At 44.1% G+C, this 15,798-nt stretch carries 16 protein-coding genes; 14 read left to right on the top strand and 2 right to left on the bottom strand.

Annotated elements, in window-relative coordinates; translation table 11 throughout:
- Positions 1-13 precede the first annotated feature (13 nt).
- The 5 genes from AC1DOV_RS05100 to AC1DOV_RS05080 all read left to right on the top strand — a co-directional run bounded on the left by AC1DOV_RS05100 (position 14) and on the right by AC1DOV_RS05080 (position 7,116).
- Complete coding sequence (locus tag AC1DOV_RS05100; protein ID WP_477511827.1) at positions 14-970, top strand: thymidylate synthase; 957 nt, start codon at positions 14-16, stop codon at positions 968-970.
- Positions 971-1,012: 42 nt separating this feature from the next.
- The gene (locus tag AC1DOV_RS05095; protein ID WP_441882410.1) at positions 1,013-1,504 is read left to right on the top strand and encodes a dihydrofolate reductase; all 492 of its coding nucleotides are present in this window, start codon (positions 1,013-1,015) and stop codon (positions 1,502-1,504) included.
- A gap of 245 nt (positions 1,505-1,749) precedes the next feature.
- A complete protein-coding gene (locus tag AC1DOV_RS05090) occupies positions 1,750-3,237 on the top strand; it encodes a glutamate synthase subunit beta (RefSeq protein ID WP_441882407.1) in 1,488 nt (495 codons plus the stop codon).
- A gap of 257 nt (positions 3,238-3,494) precedes the next feature.
- Entirely contained in the window at positions 3,495-4,655 is a 1,161-nt protein-coding gene (locus tag AC1DOV_RS05085; RefSeq protein WP_477549351.1) for a hypothetical protein, read from the top strand.
- Positions 4,656-4,857: 202 nt separating this feature from the next.
- The gene (locus tag AC1DOV_RS05080) at positions 4,858-7,116 is read left to right on the top strand and encodes a type IA DNA topoisomerase (protein WP_477549350.1); all 2,259 of its coding nucleotides are present in this window, start codon (positions 4,858-4,860) and stop codon (positions 7,114-7,116) included.
- A gap of 85 nt (positions 7,117-7,201) precedes the next feature.
- Here AC1DOV_RS05080 and AC1DOV_RS05075 read toward each other — a convergent pair whose 3' ends face one another.
- Complete coding sequence (locus AC1DOV_RS05075) at positions 7,202-7,936, bottom strand: HAD family hydrolase (protein ID WP_076265854.1); 735 nt, start codon at positions 7,934-7,936, stop codon at positions 7,202-7,204.
- 145 nt (positions 7,937-8,081) lie between these two features.
- On the opposite strand from AC1DOV_RS05075, the gene AC1DOV_RS05070 reads away from it, so the two are divergent.
- Positions 8,082-8,219, top strand: a complete 138-nt coding sequence (locus tag AC1DOV_RS05070) for a hypothetical protein (RefSeq protein WP_441882397.1) — start codon at positions 8,082-8,084, stop codon at positions 8,217-8,219.
- A gap of 65 nt (positions 8,220-8,284) precedes the next feature.
- Here the strand turns inward: AC1DOV_RS05070 and AC1DOV_RS05065 are convergent, their stop codons facing one another.
- A complete protein-coding gene (locus AC1DOV_RS05065) occupies positions 8,285-8,509 on the bottom strand; it encodes a hypothetical protein (RefSeq protein ID WP_076265855.1) in 225 nt (74 codons plus the stop codon).
- Positions 8,510-8,667: 158 nt separating this feature from the next.
- Between AC1DOV_RS05065 and AC1DOV_RS05060 the strand changes: the two genes are divergently transcribed.
- From AC1DOV_RS05060 to AC1DOV_RS05025, 8 genes are all read left to right on the top strand, one after another.
- Positions 8,668-9,393 carry a phosphonate ABC transporter ATP-binding protein gene (locus tag AC1DOV_RS05060; protein ID WP_076265856.1) on the top strand — a complete coding sequence of 242 codons (726 nt, stop codon included), beginning with the start codon at positions 8,668-8,670 and terminating at the stop codon, positions 9,391-9,393.
- Positions 9,390-9,902, top strand: coding sequence for a GNAT family N-acetyltransferase (locus tag AC1DOV_RS05055; protein ID WP_477549349.1), 513 nt, complete (start codon positions 9,390-9,392; stop codon positions 9,900-9,902). The genes AC1DOV_RS05060 and AC1DOV_RS05055 overlap by 4 nt, the downstream gene beginning before the upstream one ends.
- A 15-nt stretch (positions 9,903-9,917) precedes the next feature.
- Complete coding sequence (locus AC1DOV_RS05050; protein WP_477549348.1) at positions 9,918-10,529, top strand: DUF3298 and DUF4163 domain-containing protein; 612 nt, start codon at positions 9,918-9,920, stop codon at positions 10,527-10,529.
- Positions 10,530-10,591: 62 nt separating this feature from the next.
- Positions 10,592-11,197, top strand: coding sequence for a response regulator (locus AC1DOV_RS05045; RefSeq protein WP_477549347.1), 606 nt, complete (start codon positions 10,592-10,594; stop codon positions 11,195-11,197).
- A gap of 122 nt (positions 11,198-11,319) precedes the next feature.
- Positions 11,320-12,933 carry an amino acid permease gene (locus tag AC1DOV_RS05040; protein ID WP_477549346.1) on the top strand — a complete coding sequence of 538 codons (1,614 nt, stop codon included), beginning with the start codon at positions 11,320-11,322 and terminating at the stop codon, positions 12,931-12,933.
- Between the two features lie 268 nt (positions 12,934-13,201).
- Positions 13,202-13,873, top strand: coding sequence for an MOSC domain-containing protein (locus tag AC1DOV_RS05035; protein ID WP_477549345.1), 672 nt, complete (start codon positions 13,202-13,204; stop codon positions 13,871-13,873).
- 15 nt (positions 13,874-13,888) lie between these two features.
- Positions 13,889-14,872, top strand: a complete 984-nt coding sequence (locus AC1DOV_RS05030) for a phosphotransferase (RefSeq protein ID WP_477549344.1) — start codon at positions 13,889-13,891, stop codon at positions 14,870-14,872.
- Positions 14,869-15,792, top strand: a complete 924-nt coding sequence (locus tag AC1DOV_RS05025; protein WP_477549343.1) for a polysaccharide deacetylase family protein — start codon at positions 14,869-14,871, stop codon at positions 15,790-15,792. Before AC1DOV_RS05030 ends, AC1DOV_RS05025 begins: the two co-directional genes overlap by 4 nt.
- Positions 15,793-15,798: the final 6 nt, after the last annotated feature.

Raw genomic sequence — 15,798 nt, 5'->3', positions numbered from 1 at the left:
GAGCAATGTCCAAATGAGCAAAAGCGAACAAACCTACCTGAATTTGTTGAAATATGTTTTAGAACATGGAACAAAAAAAGAAGATCGAACGGGGACTGGAACGATTTCTACCTTTGGCTATCAAATGCGTTTTGATCTTAGCGAAGGTTTTCCGATGCTTACAACTAAACGTGTGCCATTCAAATTAATTGCCAGTGAGTTGATTTGGTTTATTCAAGGAGATACGAACATTCGTTATCTGCTGCAGCATAATAATAATATTTGGAATGAATGGGCGTTCAAAAGATGGGTGGAGAGCGCATTCTACACGGGCCCTGACATGACGAACTTTGGTCTTCGGTCGCAAACGGATGCTGAATTCTCTAAAGTATATGAAGAGCAAATGGATCTCTTTAAGCAGCACATCTTAACGGATGACCAGTTTGCCGCTGAATTCGGCGAGCTCGGCAACGTGTATGGCAAGCAGTGGAGAGAGTGGAAGACGACGCAAGGGGATGCGATTGATCAGCTTAAGGATGTCATTGCGACGATTAAGAAAAACCCGGATTCGAGAAGACTGATCGTCTCCGCTTGGAATCCAGAAGACGTTCCCAGCATGGCACTGCCTCCTTGCCATACGATGTTCCAATTCTATGTAACAAACGGCAAGCTTTCATGCCAGCTTTATCAGCGAAGCGCTGACATTTTCCTAGGCATACCATTTAACATCGCAAGTTATGCCTTATTGACCCACATGATTGCACACGAATGCGGGCTTGAAGTGGGAGAATTCATCCATACGCTTGGAGATGCCCACATTTACACGAATCATTTGGAGCAAATCAAGCTTCAGCTCAGCAGAGAGTCTAGACCGCTCCCTCAGTTAAAATTAAACACAGACAAACAATCAATCTTCGACTTTGCAGTTGAGGATCTATCCATTGCGGATTATAACCCTCATCCAACGATTAAAGCGCCGGTAGCTGTGTAAATTCATATTCATTTTTAAAAATGAAGAAAGGAGTTAACCATTATGAATATTACTTTGATTGCCGCTATGGATCGCAATAGAACTATAGGAATTGGAAACAAGCTGCCATGGCGTTTGCCAGCAGAAATGGCTTTTTTCAAGAAGATGACGATTGGTAAAACGGTACTCATGGGCCGTAAGACGTTTGAATCCCTGCCTAAGCCATTGGTTGATCGTAAAAATGTCGTATTGACACGTCAAACGGATTTCCACCCTGAGGGATGTGAAATCGTACATTCGATTAAAGAAGCGCTAGAATTATATACAGCTGAAGAGCTTGTTGTGATAGGCGGTGCTGATATTTACGAGCAGTTTCTGCCCTTCGCTAATCAAATATTGCTTACAAAAGTGGAAGCAGATATTGAAGGCGGAGATGCATTTTTTCCTGCATTCTCTGATTTGCAGTGGAAGCTTGTGGAAAGCGAGAGCAGAGATCGTGATGAAAAAAACAAGTATGCTTTCACGTTTCAAACGTTTATTCGGTCGGAAGTGTAGCTTTTTAAGGTAAAACCGAACGTTTGACGAACGATATGTCAGAAAGTGCAAATGATTGTACGCATAATCCATTACCTTCATAAGTACTTGAATGCTAGGATGTTGTAAAATAGTAAACGAGTGCTTTAGACAAAATATTCGTTTTCGCAGAAAGTTCGTTATTGAATATTTTAAGAATTCCCGATATAGTTTTAAAGAGAATCTAAGCAGTGTTAACGGGAAATATGGATGGAGGAAATGCGATCATGTCTACACCTACTGGTTTTATGGAATTTCAGCGCGAATTGCCGGCCGATCGCGACCCGCTAGAGCGTATCAAAGACTGGCAAGAGTTTCATAAGCATTTTTCGGATGAGCAGTTAAAAACACAAGGCGCTCGCTGCATGGACTGTGGTACACCATATTGCCACACAGGCATTGAACTGGCAGGTTCGGTTTCAGGTTGCCCAGTTAACAATCTCATTCCAGAATGGAATAATTTGATTTATCGCGGATTATGGCGTGAAGCGCTAGACCGTCTGCATAAAACGAATAATTTCCCTGAATTCACAGGCCGCGTTTGTCCAGCACCGTGTGAGGGATCTTGTACGGTTGGTTTAATAGGTGATGCTGTAACGATCAAAACAATCGAACAAGCAATCATTGATCGCGGGTTTGAAGAGGGCTGGGTTGTTCCACAACCGCCAAAAGTCCGCACAGGCAAACGGATTGCCGTAGTAGGCTCTGGCCCTGCTGGAATGGCAACTGCTGCACAACTGAATAAAGCAGGACATACCGTAACCGTATATGAGCGCGCAGATCGCATCGGCGGCTTGCTAACCTATGGTATTCCTACAATGAAGCTTGAGAAACATGTTGTTCAGCGCCGTGTTGACATTATGGCAGCAGAAGGCGTTGAGTTTGTAACGAATACAGAAATCGGCAAAGATATTACAGCTTCTGAGCTCGTTAATAGCTTTGACGCAGTCGTTCTTTGCGGAGGCTCGACAAGAGCTCGCGACGTTGAAATGGAAGGCCGCGATTTGAACGGTGTTCACATGGCAATGGATTACTTGAATGGCACAATTAAGAGCTATTTGGATTCGAATCTTGAAGATGGAAACTATATTTCCGCGAAAGACAAGGACGTTATCGTTATTGGCGGCGGAGATACTGGATCGGACTGCGTGGCTACAGCACTGCGTCACGGTTGTAAATCGGTTACGCAATTCGGCACACATGCGAAAGCGCCGCTAGTGCGAGACAACGATAAAAATCCATGGCCGCAATTCCCGAATGTGTACACGCTGGATTATGCACATGAGGAAGCAAAAGCACTATTTGGTGAAGATCCTCGAGCGTTTTCTGTACTAACGAAGAAATTTGTTGGCGATGGCAATGGAAACCTTAAAGAGCTTCATACTGTTCAAATTGAACGTACGGTTGATGAGACTGGACGTAAAATATATAGTGAAATTCCAGGAACAGAAAAAGTATGGCCTGCAGATCTTGTATTTATTGCAGTAGGTTTTGAAGGTCCTGAAACGACGCTGATTGAGCAGCTTGGTCTTGCACAAGACCGTCGTACAAACGTAAAAGCGACTTATGGCAAATACAACACTAATGTGGATAAAGTATTTGCTGCGGGCGACATGCGCCGTGGTCAAAGCTTAGTGGTTTGGGCGATTAATGAAGGTCGCGAGGCCGCTCGTGAAGTGGATAAATATTTAATGGGATCATCGATGCTTCCTTAAATATTGGACGTGATATAATAAATTTGATGGATGAGAAGCGCCTTAGGGCGCTTTTCTTGCTGAGTATGGGGTCAATACTGTCCCGCATGATAAAGGCTGTGATTGTGAATATCAATTTACGGTTAACGAGAAGGAACAAATAACAGTATTTATACTGCATCCGCGCACATTCAAGAAGAAATTCAAAAACTAAGCTCACTGTCCTAAGGAAACTTGTGGTAAAATCGGTTTGAGATGACGCGAAGGGGCGATTCGTCATGGCAGCCGATGAAGCATATGTTTTGTCACCAACAGACGTTCGAAATATTCGAAGTTATGTACAACACAAATACGCTGCGCTGCCTGGGGAAAAACGAGCAGAAATTGTAGCGGATGCGGTCAAACGCATAATACATAAGCAATTACCGAATTTCGAGACCAGCGTTAAACGCTCCGTCACAGAAATGCTCATTAGAACAGCTGTTTTGGAGCGGCAAAGACCGGTTAGAGCGGAAGATATTTTTCAAGCCTGCTTAGAGCTAGATCGAACCTCGGCAGAAATATATGATCCGTTCCATGATTGGCTGGAAGAGCAGCTGCTCATAAGCTGCAAGAAGCCTCTCATGCAGCGTGTAATGGACGAACTCGTATTAAACGGGGAGCAATCGGGTGTAGCTTCAAATGAGGCTGAGAATGGCCTTCTGACGCAGCTGAGAGGATTACTTATTACTGAAGGTGCTGAATCGCGTAATATGACACAAGCTTCAACTCAAGCAGAGGTCATTTCATTACCTGCAACGAAATGGAGCAATACGTTAGCACGTAGGATTAGTACGAGAACTTATATATACAGCACATTAAGTATTCTATTAATTGCAGCTACTTTATTGTATGGCTGGTCTTTAAATTTACCGTCTGACAACAAGCTGCAGCCACCCGTTGTTATGAACCAAGTTCAACCTATTGTTGTTCCTGTAGACGGGCTGCCTATCGAGCTTCGTTATCAAGAAATTGATCAAGCGCGGTTGATCTCATTTTTAAAGACGAAATCATCCATACTAGCTGAGGAGCCTTATTTGGGAGCAATTATAACGGCAGCGCAAGCCTTCGATATTCATCCGGTCGTCTTATTCGCTATAACTGGACAAGAGCAAGGGTTTGTACCGAAAACGAATAAGCAGCATAAAAAGATTGCCAACAATCCTTTTAATGTTTTTCATAGCTGGCAGGATTTTAACACCAATATTAAGCAATCGGCAGAAATTGCGGCGCGAACCGTATTTAACTTAAGCAAGGATAGGCCGGCAGAAGTAGATCCTTTTACATGGATTAATCGAAAGTATGCGGAAGACCCGAAGTGGTCGGATGGTGTTCGTTCGATTTTTGCCAAAATCATTGCCTATATGGAGAAGCCGGCTATTAACACAGACCTTCCGTGAACCCAATTGGGACAACTCTCCCACTTGGGTTTGCTTTTTTTTATGGAGAAATTTCAAACTTGATATGGGGAAAAACATTTCTTTTTTGCGCGGAAATCTGTAAAATGTTCTAGTGGCTGTACAGTGCGAAACGTTTATTGCTAATTGTGGAGAGCGATAGGCGTTAGACTTTCGAAAAGCTTAATGAAGGAGCGATAATCTTTTGAAGACACTAATCATTGCGGAAAAACCTGATATGGGACGAAATATAGCAGCCGCAATCGATCCTAAAGCAAAAAATCACCGTTCCTACATAGAAGGCGAGCATTATATTATTACGTGGGCGATCGGTCATTTAATCGGTCTTGCAGAGCCTGATGCCTATGATGATCGTTACAAAAAGTGGAATATAAATGATCTTCCCATTATACCGACACAGTTCAAGCTCGTACCGAACAAAAAAACAATCGATCAGCTTAAGGTTATCGGCGATCTGGCAAAACGCAGCAATCTGCTTGTCAACTCTTGTGATGCCGGGCGAGAAGGGCAATATATTTTTTCCCTCATCCAGCGCCATCTTAAGTTAAATCAACCCGTTAAACGGCTGTGGATTTCAGACCTTACCCCGGAGACGATTCGAAAAGGTTTCGAGGAATTGAAAGAGGGCGCCGAATATGAGAATTTGACCCGCGCGGCAACAGCAAGAAGCGAGGCGGATTGGCTAATCGGAATGAATGGTTCACGTGCTTTTACAACGAAGCATAATGTGCTGCTATCGGTTGGTAGAGTTCAGACGCCAGTGCTCGCCCTTATATATGATCGGCAGAAGCAAATTGAAGCGTTCTCCTCTTTGAAATTTTTTGAACTGGAAGGACATTTCACACAGGATGAAATGACGTACCGCGGCATGTGGCAGGCCGAGAGAATGACAGATCAAGCAAAAGTTGAGGCCGTTGCGGCAAAGGTTAAAGGCAAGGCGGGACGAATTGCGTCTTATGAAGTTAAGGATACGAAGGAGTATCCGTTTAAGCTATACGATCTTACTCTTTTGCAGCGGGAAGCCAATGGCAAATATGCTTTTTCCGCGAAAAAAACGTTGGATACAGCACAGGCGTTGTACGAGAAGCATAAAGTTATTTCTTATCCAAGAACAAACTCAAATTACGTGACTGAGCAGAACATTCCTGAAATGCACAAAACGTTGAATGCACTTCAAGGTACCGCCTATGATGATCTCGTCAAAGGGGCTAATCGGAGCCTTGTGCATAAGGGGAATAAATTTATTTGCAACCCGACAAAGGTTGAGGATCACCATGCCATTTTGCCAACGAATCGTAAAGCAAATGGGCTCAGCCCTGATGAGCAAAAGCTGTATGATTTGATCGTACGAAGGTTTTTGTCGCAATTTTATCCAGCTGCTGAATATAAGGTTCACACCGTCTTGACTGAGGTAGAGAACGAAATGTTCAAAACGACGGTTAAGGAGCTTCTTAGCTTAGGATGGAAGGTCATCTATGCTGACCAGAAGAAGGAGAAAGCAAAACCTTCAGCCAAAAGCAAGGATAAGGAAGAAGCAGAGGACGAAGAAATTGAAGTAAATGAGCCGTTCTCCATATCAGCAGATGCAGGGATTATCTGTTCGGATGCCATTGTGAAAGAGAAGGACACACAGCCTCCCAAGCATTACACGGAGGGTACACTGCTTAAAGCGATGGAGAGCGCAGGCAAACAAATTGAGGACGAGGATGTCCGAGATGCAATGAAAGATTCAGGATTAGGTACACCAGCTACGCGCGCAGCTACGATTGAGCGTCTGAAAAACGTTGGTTATGTGGAAATGCAGGGCAAAAAAATACAAGTTACACAAAAAGGCCGAACAGCTATTGAGCTGATTCGTGGTGCTGGTATTGATTTGCTTACCTCTCCTGAGATGACGGGGTTGTGGGAGCGACGATTGAACGAGATATCCAGAGGAACAGCTTCGGATGGACAATTCATGGAAAATGTCAAAAAATTCGCGACGATGATCGTGGACAAGGTTCGCGTTCAATCACGAGCCGCCAAAACATCATTTGAGAGTGAAGCTCCTGCTTCCGGCAAAGGCACTGGCGGGAAGTCAGGTACAGCGACTCGCACCCGTGCAGCCTCAACTAAAACGGCTGGAGCGGCAAAAAAAGCGGCATCGGCTGCGTCTACTGTATCAGRCAGCCCGACTGTCATTGCCACATGTCCAAGGCCAGGCTGCGGCGGTTCCATCTTTATGGGACGCAAAGGCTATGGCTGTTCTCATTATAAGGAAGGTTGTAAATTCGTTATATGGAAAGAAAGCTTTGGCAGGAATTTGACGGATACTCAGGTGAAAGCTTTAGTCGAGAAGGGGAAGACGACTAAGCTGAAGCTTGAGCTTCCAGATGGTACGCCTGGAGAAGGAAAAATAGTGCTTAGAAATGTGGATACCGGAGAACTAACAATCGAACAGTAGAGGCCACTTTTCTCACATAGCAAAAACCCGAATTCGTCAGAAGCACCAAGGGACGAATTCGGGTTTATTTGTTTTTGTCATTCCATTATCGATTAACGTACCCGTGAATAGCGCCTGGGACATCCTTTAGATGATCCAAGGTTAAAAAAGCGCCTTTTGGCTCCACTTCAATCTGAATGATGTTATATTCCCATTCGGTTATCGCACGCATATGAATAGCGTGAATACCTGCTGTTAATGCAGGAACAACATCCGTTCGAATGGAGTTGCCAACCATCCACGTACTGTTGCGATCGAAGACACCATTGGACAAAATGGTTTCTAGTGCGTCGCTATTTTTGACACGTCGAATGTAGATGCGGGAATCGAAATAACGCTCCAAGTTTAATTTCTCAATCTTGCGACGTTGAATGGGCATCTCGCCACCCGTATAGAGATGAAGCTCATGGCCGGCCTCCGCTAGTGAGAACAACGTTTGTTCCATATTTGGATACGGCTCGGTATCGTGCTCATAAACACTTAAGCCAAGCTTCCACAGAAAGTTTTCTTCATTTGTTGATCTCTTGCGACCAGTCAAATGAGAGAAGTGAATGTAAGTATCAACAAACGATTGTGGGAAATGCTCGCTTTTAAATCCGAATACGGCTACGCCGGCAATATCGATCTCCATTTGCTTGTCTCGGATGGCTTGTATTGAAACGAGGGGAGAGCTGCCGAACCAAGTGGTCATTGCATCAATAAATTGATCAATGACCAAGTAAAAGTATTTATTGCAGTGAATTAATGTATCGTCGAGGTCAAACATAATTTGTTGCTTCATGTATACGATCTCCTTTGCAAAACTTGAAACTGTATGATCAATCTACCGCAAGTGGCAGGGTCGAGTCAATGTAGGGTGTAAGAGAGGAACTGCTTTTACATACATATCCAATAATATCGGCATAATGATAGTGGAGGTGATTGCAATGGCTATCAACAAAAACGGCACTGGAGAATCTCGTCAAAATCATTCTACCTTGCGTGGACAGTCAGGCAAGCTTAAAACCGATAAATTCGCGAAGCGACCTGCGAGCTTAAACGGCATTAACAAACAGCTCCCTTAATGAAGCAAGTTTTTAAAAACACAGAAGGAGAGCTTGAATAGCTTCAGCTCTCCTTCTAATCCATGTTATGCATATTTAAGCTGTGAAGCTTTTAATTGATTCTTAATGAAAGCGATACGTCTGCGAACGTAGAAGTCCTTGCTGGCGCCCTTTAAATCTTTGGGAGTGATCACCTCCTCTGCAACATTATCGATGATAATAAGCCGTCCATCGGCGTAAAACTTAAAAGTTAAGTCGCGTCCAGGACGTTCATTCTCTACATATCGGAAATTTTCGCAGATGTTATTCATGGTGATCAGGCCTCCTTCAAAATGTTGAATTCGTCGATCATTAGAACATTTGTTCTTGTTTTTATTATACCAAACATTTGTTCGTATGGAAACTGTTTTTTGTTTAACGTAAACTAGATTCATAGAAGCAGTTGCTGCAAACAGAAGGAGAGCGGAAAATGATCAAAGTAAAGAACTTATCCAGACGTATTCCCGGCGGGCCTAAGGTGCTCGATGATATTAGCTTTGAGGCTTATCCTGGCGACTTTATCGCCATTAAGGGTGATAGCGGAAGCGGGAAGTCCACACTTCTTCGGTGCCTAGCCTTGCAAGAAAAGTGGAGTGAAGGCTCCTATCAATTTGATGGCAAAGATATTTTCAAAGAAGGATTCAAAGGCAAGCTTAAAGTTCGCAGAGAGGTTGCTTATGTGGAAGAAAAACCTTTTCTATTCCCGAACAAGACGGGATTAAAAAATGTTATTATCGGTTCAATTTCACAAACGCCTGCTTGGCGGAGATGGACCGGGATGGTACGTAATGATGATTATATGGGTGCGATGGATATGATAGAAAAACGCGGCCTGCTTGATAAAGCACATCAGAAGGCGAGCACTCTTAGCGGGGGCGAACGGCAGCGTATGGCAATTGCAAGAGCACTCGTTCATGGCGCTAAAGTCATTGCAGCCGACGAGCCGGTTTCGGGTCTTGATCCCCATACAGCGGATCAAGTTCTAACTGATTTGAAAGCGCTATGCAAGGAGCAAGGCGTTATTGTGATTGCTGTTATGCATCAGGGGGACTGGGCGGAGCGATTTGCTGATCAAATTCTCGGCTTGAAAGACGGTAAACTTGTTCTTAACGTAAGCGGCAGAAGATTGACTGAACGCGAGAAGGCACTCCTGTGAACGAGATCGTACTACGCCTCATAATAGAAGCTGAGCTCGACGCTGCTATTAAGCTAGAACAAAAATGCTATTCACCTGAAGCTGCTGCTACCATGGCAGGGTTTCAATTTCGCTATAAGCATTATCGTTCATTTTTTTGGTCAGCTTGGCTTGGCGACCAATTAGTTGGAATAACAAACGGCATCCGTACTTCACAGACTGATTGCGGTGATGAGATGAAGGGGAATCAAGCTGATTTTTTTGAGGGGAACAACTTTTGTATCCTTACTATCGCAGTTGATTCGCATTATCGCGGGCGTGGAATCGGCACTTTGTTGCTGAGGAAGCTGATCGAACAATGTAGTTTATCACAGATTGAAACCATTATACTGATGTGCGAGGAGCATTTGATTCCGTTCTACGAATCGGAGCAATTTGAGCGTAGAGGGGTGTCCGCTTCTACGCATGGCGGAATCGTTTGGCATGAGATGAGACGTGTATTGCATACAATGGAGCATCTTACCGAATAGGAAGGTGTCTTTCATATGTCATTTCAACCGCCAGTCGTTATCCAAACGGCAAAAGCTGATTTTCCGAAAGCCGAGCTGTCATTGCCTTATGTGAGCGGAGGCAGAAGCGAAGCTGCAGATAAAAAGATCAACCATACGATTCATCATACCGTGCAGCAAATGGTTCATAATCAAGGCTCGCTTGATGATCCGAGAGCGCAGATGCTAGGTTATTTTGAACAGAAAAATAATCAAAAGGATTATCTTAGTCTTTCCTTGTTCAATTATGCCTTTACTGGTGGAGCTCATGGCTTGACGCTTCAGCAATCGCTGACTTTTAAGCAATCGACAGGACAAACCTATACGCTGGCCCAGCTGTTTAAACCTGGTTCGGACTATGTTGGGCGGATAAGCGCTATCATAAGCGCACAAATCTTGGCAAGAAAGATTGATACGCTGGAGCCTTTCAAATCCATAAGACCTGACCAGGACTATTACGTAGCGGACCGTTCACTTGTCGTCTATTTCCAGCTATATGAGCTGGCAGCTTATGTGTTTGGATTTCTGTATTTTCCAATATCCGTCTACGAACTGCAAGATATCATTAATGAGGATGGTCCACTTGGTCCGATGCTGGTTAATGACTAATTCTGAATGAAACCATTTTCTCTTAGCAGTTATTCAGCCTAAGAACATAAGGAGACAACGCATTGATATATTTTCTCATATTATTCGCAGCAGCATTAATTGTCGCGGTGTCGTTTGTCTTCTTTCACCAACGAAAAATGGAAAAGGAGCAGCAACGCTCCATCGAAAGAACGCCTGTTTTACCATCCGCGACAGTTACGTCAATATCTACGAATCGAATAGCAGACCAACCCCTTGCTGAGACCGCTGCGAAAGCAACTATAAGCTCGATGCCTTATTCAGCAGATATGCTCTATAAGATTTTAGTTGTAGATGATCAACCCGCTATTCGAATGATGCTTGTTGAATTGTTTGCTGCGCAGGGAATCGATGTTTATGAAGCTGAAAGCGGCAGTATCGCCTTGGACATTTACGAGAAGCAGAAGCCGAATTGTGTACTGCTTGATTTGAAAATGCCCGAAATGGATGGGATAGAAATTTTGCGCGGGATAAGAATGCTGTCGCCAGAGGTGCCTGTCATTCTCATAACGGCATATGCAGATCCAGACATAATGGAAGAGGCGCTTGCGCTTGGCATTACACATTGTTTTACGAAGCCCTTTGATATCATAGAGCTCAAATCACTCGTTTATGGAATACTGGAGCAAAGTTCTGATCAAGCTGAGTGAAAAAATAGAAATCAATCGACTCGCATCTAAATGGATGCGAGTTTTTGTTATGCGTTTTAATCACTCTTCCTTTTGCATGTGACATCCAAACCACTCATACAGTTACGTAGGAGGGTGATTGGATGATTTTATTGCTAGCGGGATTATTATTATTTGCGATTGTCATTGGCGTGATTATTGCCATCGCATTCAAAGCGCAACAGTCCATTTCATTATCTAAGCATCAGAATCTAATTGGTTATGGCTTGCAGGCGCAGTTGCTGCAGGACAAACATGATCTGCATCGTTATGGTTTAGCGCAGCTGCTTAGACGGCGGTTCGGCGGGTTATCGTCATTTGGTTTATCGTTTAATGTGCTCGGTTTGATTGGTAGTGCAGCTTTTTTGTTTGGGCCAGCGATCGGAGAGGGGGGGCCGTCGGTTATTGGATTTGGTTTGCCCATAATCGCTTTATTCGCACTTATTTTAAGTGCATCTCTCGCAGAACTCTCATCTGTGACACCAACTGCAGGCGGAATTTATCATACGGCATCCTCATTAGGCGGGCGCTCATGGGGAGTGCGAGCAGGCTGGCTTCAAGCATCTGGACATTTAGCCATGCTTGCGCTGCTAAACTGCGCATGTGCAGCTTTACTGGACGGTTTTATGTCCGCTCGAATAGGTTATCAAACATCGGATTTCACTTTTTGGTGTGTCGTTGCAGTGCTGACTGCTTCCCAAGGTGCTGTGAACCACTTTGGAAACCGGATGTTAAGCAAGCTGCAAGCAGGCGGCGTTATACTGCAAGTATTTATTGCTTTATTCATTATTGCTGGGCTAGCTTGGCTTGCATGGCCAGGCAGCTATTCACCTGTATTGATGTATCAATTTCAAAATGCAGAGTGGAATGGTACCGTGCAGGCGGGATCATTCGTCAGCGGTACGCTCCTTTTGTTAAAGCTATTTATTGGCATGGAGGGCTCAAGCCAAGGATCGGAAGAAACAATTGATCCTCGTGTACGAGCACCGTGGTCGATTTTTTTATCTACTGCTTACACATTTGTTATTGGTTTTGTACTTCTGAGCTTTATGCTTATATCCATTCCATTGTCTAACGGACCAAGCTGGTTGGGAACGTTTCTACAAATGGCAGCTGCTGGCTGGGGCGGCACCAGTATGATCATTATTTTTGTCATTCTATCATTATGGAGCAGCGGACTGCAGACGATGACAGGATGCTCGCGGATTGTATACAGCCTGGCACGTGATGGCGCCATGCCGCTGAGCCAACGGTGGTCTAATGTGTCGGAGCGGCATCAGACGCCGATTCCTGCCGTCTGGTTGTGTGCGGTCATTTCACTAACTATTCTTCTCATTACTTTTTTCAGCTATAGAGACGATACAATCATTTTTCTTCTAACTGCAGCGATAATATGTTTAAATTTATCTTATGCCATACCGATTGCCTGGAAAATAAAACAGGGGAAGATCCATGCGCAGTTGCATGCATCACCGTGGCATTTGGGCAGCTGGAGTATCCCAATCCATGTGGTTTCCATAGCTTGGCTGCTGTTAACGACGATACTAGCTGCTATATTCATCGATTATCGAGGCTCAATTGCAGCTTTTGTAATTCTTACCTTGATCTCTTTCATGGAGCTAAGGTATCGGCAAAAACATGGGATGAGCCTGCAGAGCAGAGTTGATCGTTCGCGCAAGGAGCTTTATTTTATGGAAAGAAAATTTCCTTTAAATTAATCTGTATGTCGATGCTGTGGGAAATAATGATGTACTCATTTAGGAAATAGTCGGACTATTTAAAAAACATTTCCCGGGGAAACGCAATAAGTAACAGAAAAGAGAGGTTTTCGACAGCCAGTGGCTAACGCAAGTAGAATGTGTCGAAAGCGTTGCTGGGAAAGGGAAAATCACAAAAGTTATCGATATAGTTATCTCTCTTTGCCAACATCTCCCTTAGAAGATTATAATAGTCAAATGAGAGATATTTATAGGAGGAACGAAGCTAATGACACATCATATAGAAACGGCTAAACTTGTGTCACTAAATATAGGAATGCCGAAATCAATAACACACGGCAGCAAAGAAGTATTAACAGGAATTTATAAGCAGCCTTCACAAGCAACCCATGCTTTGAGCACTATAGGTCTTGAGGGCGATGGACAAGGCGATACGATTCACCATGGTGGACCGGACAAAGCGGTATGCGTCTATTTCGAGCAACGATACGCCTATTGGCGTGAGAAATACGAGGAGCCATTTGATTACGGAGCTTTTGGTGAAAACTTTACGCTCTCGAGCTGGACAGAAGGGGATTTGTGCATCGGCGATATTATCAAGGCAGGTGATGTGATCCTTCAAGTAAGTCAGCCAAGACAGCCGTGCTATAAGCTGGGGCTGCGGCATAAGCTGCCGGAATTGCCGGGACATGTTCAGCGTGAAGGCTACACAGGTCTTTATTTCCGCGTACTCCAAGAGGGCCATATACAGGCAGGGATGACGTTTGAAATTAAATATAAACATCCGGCCCGTAAAACGGTTATGGAAGCTAACCGTGTCATGTACCGTGATAAAGATGACATAAAGGGAATAAGAGAGCTGCTTGATGTGAAAGAATTGGCTGCGAGCTGGCAGGAACAGCTGGGGGCTCGTTTGACAAGATTGCAGCTTGAACAATAAGGAGGCTTGTCTGCTTTGACCGACACCATAGATTTTACATCGTATTTAGATGCATATGCATTCGCCGAGCCTTGTCATATTGAGAGCCGGGAGAGCGGAATGAATAATACGACCCGAATCATTTCGTCGGGAAATAAAAAATTTGTCCTGCGCATTTACAATAACCATAAAGATATTGATATTGTAAGGCTTGAACATGAGGTACTGAACGACTTGAATAAACAGAAGCTAACCTTTAAGGTGCCGATTCCAGTTCAGAATAAACAAGGCGAAACGATTAGCGTTGCAACAGATGGCACCTTATCGTCATTATTTCAGTTTATTGATGGTGACCGACCGACGGTTTCAAACCCAGCGCATGTTTATGCGCTAGGCGTTACAGCTGCGAAGCTTTCTAGCGCTTTAAGCGGAATAACCCCAAAAGGCTTGCCGCTTTACAGCCCTTATTTCATGTTGGAAAATACATATGCTTTGATGGATGAGGAAGCTTTTTTTGCAATGGCAGAGCTGTCCGTAGATCTTAAAGGTAGAAAATCAAGCTTCATGGCCTTGCACGAGGAGCGTCTGAAGCTGAAAGAGGATTGTAATCAACTTGTCGGGCTGCCGGAACAATGGATCCATGGTGATTTGGTTTTTAATAATACGATATGTCAAGGCGATGCGATCGTAGGTGTGCTGGATTTTGAATTTACGACTGTCGATCTTAGAGCGATGGAGCTTGCTGTCATTATTGTCGATATCATAAAACCAGATGACCTAAATATAAAAGAGAAGGTGAAGCGTTTATTGCAGGGTTATCAGGATACGAATCCGTTAACTCTTCATGAAATTAAGATATTGCCGATATTAATGAAATTAAGATTGCTTGATGTAGCATTGCATTTTGCCATACGCTTAAGAGATAATTTAGATGATGAGGAAATACTTTGCGGCATTATCGATCAGTCAGCATTTGGCTGCCGCTGGATTAATGAATATTGGGAGGATGATTTTTCATGAGTTTAGCCAAAGCACTGGGATACGGCGAGAACGAAAAACTGCTCATTATTAACGCAGATGACTACGGAGTATGCCATTCGGTAAATGTCGGCATTCAGCAGCTGCTGCTAGAACAAACGGTGAGCTCGGCGACGATTATGATGCCTTGCGGCTGGGCGAGGGAAGCAGCGCTATGGAGTGCAAGGCACCCGCAAGTCGATGTGGGTGTCCATTTCACATTTACTAGCGAATGGGATATGTACCGCTGGGGTCCAGTCAACCGCAAAGGAAGCACAAGTTCGCTTGTCACCCATGAAAATTATTTCCCGAAGGACAGTAAAACCTTTGAGCTGCAAGCTGATCCAGAGCAAGTAAAAGAAGAACTTATCGCACAAATTGAAATGGCTTTAGCTATGGGGATGAAACCATCGCATGCAGACAATCACATGGGAAGCTTGTATGGGTTAGCAACCGGCAGAAATTTCTTATCTATCGTTCTGGATGTATGCGCTTCCTATGGCCTGCCTTTCCGTTTGCCGCGTAATTTAAGGCAAAATATTGGTCAAGTGGCCTCTCCTGAGCTGGAAGAGCAAGCCAAACAGCTCGGAATGCTGGCGGATTCGAAGGGTGTTGTTATCCTTGATTATTTAATCGGCTTGCCGTTCCACTTGGAGGAGGGTGAAACATTTGATTCACTAAAGGCAAGCATGCAGCAGGTGCTTGAGGGTCTGCAACCAGGCGTTTCTGAAATTATTATACATCCGTCTCTTGTAACCGATGAGCTGAATGCTTTTCACATGCAGCCTCAAAAGCGGGGAATGGAGTTCGAATTATTCCGTGATGCTGAGATCAAGAATACGTTGCAAAAAGAAAACATCCGTATGATTCGCTGGAGTGAACTGCAAAAACTGCAGCGTGCTCGAACAGGCTTTACAACCTAACGAAGG

The organism is Paenibacillus sp. 01T47 (assembly GCF_056398245.1).
Note: the sequence above shows the minus strand (reverse complement) of the source record. Positions and strands in the feature narration are given on the sequence as shown.

Coding starts and splice junctions, on each gene's coding strand:
- AC1DOV_RS05070 (WP_441882397.1), top strand. CDS start 8,082: ATGGCTATCAACAAAAACGGCACTGGAGAATCTCGTCAAAATCATTCT.
- AC1DOV_RS05040 (WP_477549346.1), top strand. CDS start 11,320: ATGATTTTATTGCTAGCGGGATTATTATTATTTGCGATTGTCATTGGC.
- AC1DOV_RS05095 (WP_441882410.1), top strand. CDS start 1,013: ATGAATATTACTTTGATTGCCGCTATGGATCGCAATAGAACTATAGGA.
- AC1DOV_RS05050 (WP_477549348.1), top strand. CDS start 9,918: ATGTCATTTCAACCGCCAGTCGTTATCCAAACGGCAAAAGCTGATTTT.
- AC1DOV_RS05075 (WP_076265854.1), bottom strand. CDS start 7,936: ATGAAGCAACAAATTATGTTTGACCTCGACGATACATTAATTCACTGC.
- AC1DOV_RS05085 (WP_477549351.1), top strand. CDS start 3,495: ATGGCAGCCGATGAAGCATATGTTTTGTCACCAACAGACGTTCGAAAT.
- AC1DOV_RS05025 (WP_477549343.1), top strand. CDS start 14,869: ATGAGTTTAGCCAAAGCACTGGGATACGGCGAGAACGAAAAACTGCTC.
- AC1DOV_RS05100 (WP_477511827.1), top strand. CDS start 14: ATGAGCAAAAGCGAACAAACCTACCTGAATTTGTTGAAATATGTTTTA.
- AC1DOV_RS05065 (WP_076265855.1), bottom strand. CDS start 8,509: ATGAATAACATCTGCGAAAATTTCCGATATGTAGAGAATGAACGTCCT.
- AC1DOV_RS05090 (WP_441882407.1), top strand. CDS start 1,750: ATGTCTACACCTACTGGTTTTATGGAATTTCAGCGCGAATTGCCGGCC.
- AC1DOV_RS05035 (WP_477549345.1), top strand. CDS start 13,202: ATGACACATCATATAGAAACGGCTAAACTTGTGTCACTAAATATAGGA.
- AC1DOV_RS05060 (WP_076265856.1), top strand. CDS start 8,668: ATGATCAAAGTAAAGAACTTATCCAGACGTATTCCCGGCGGGCCTAAG.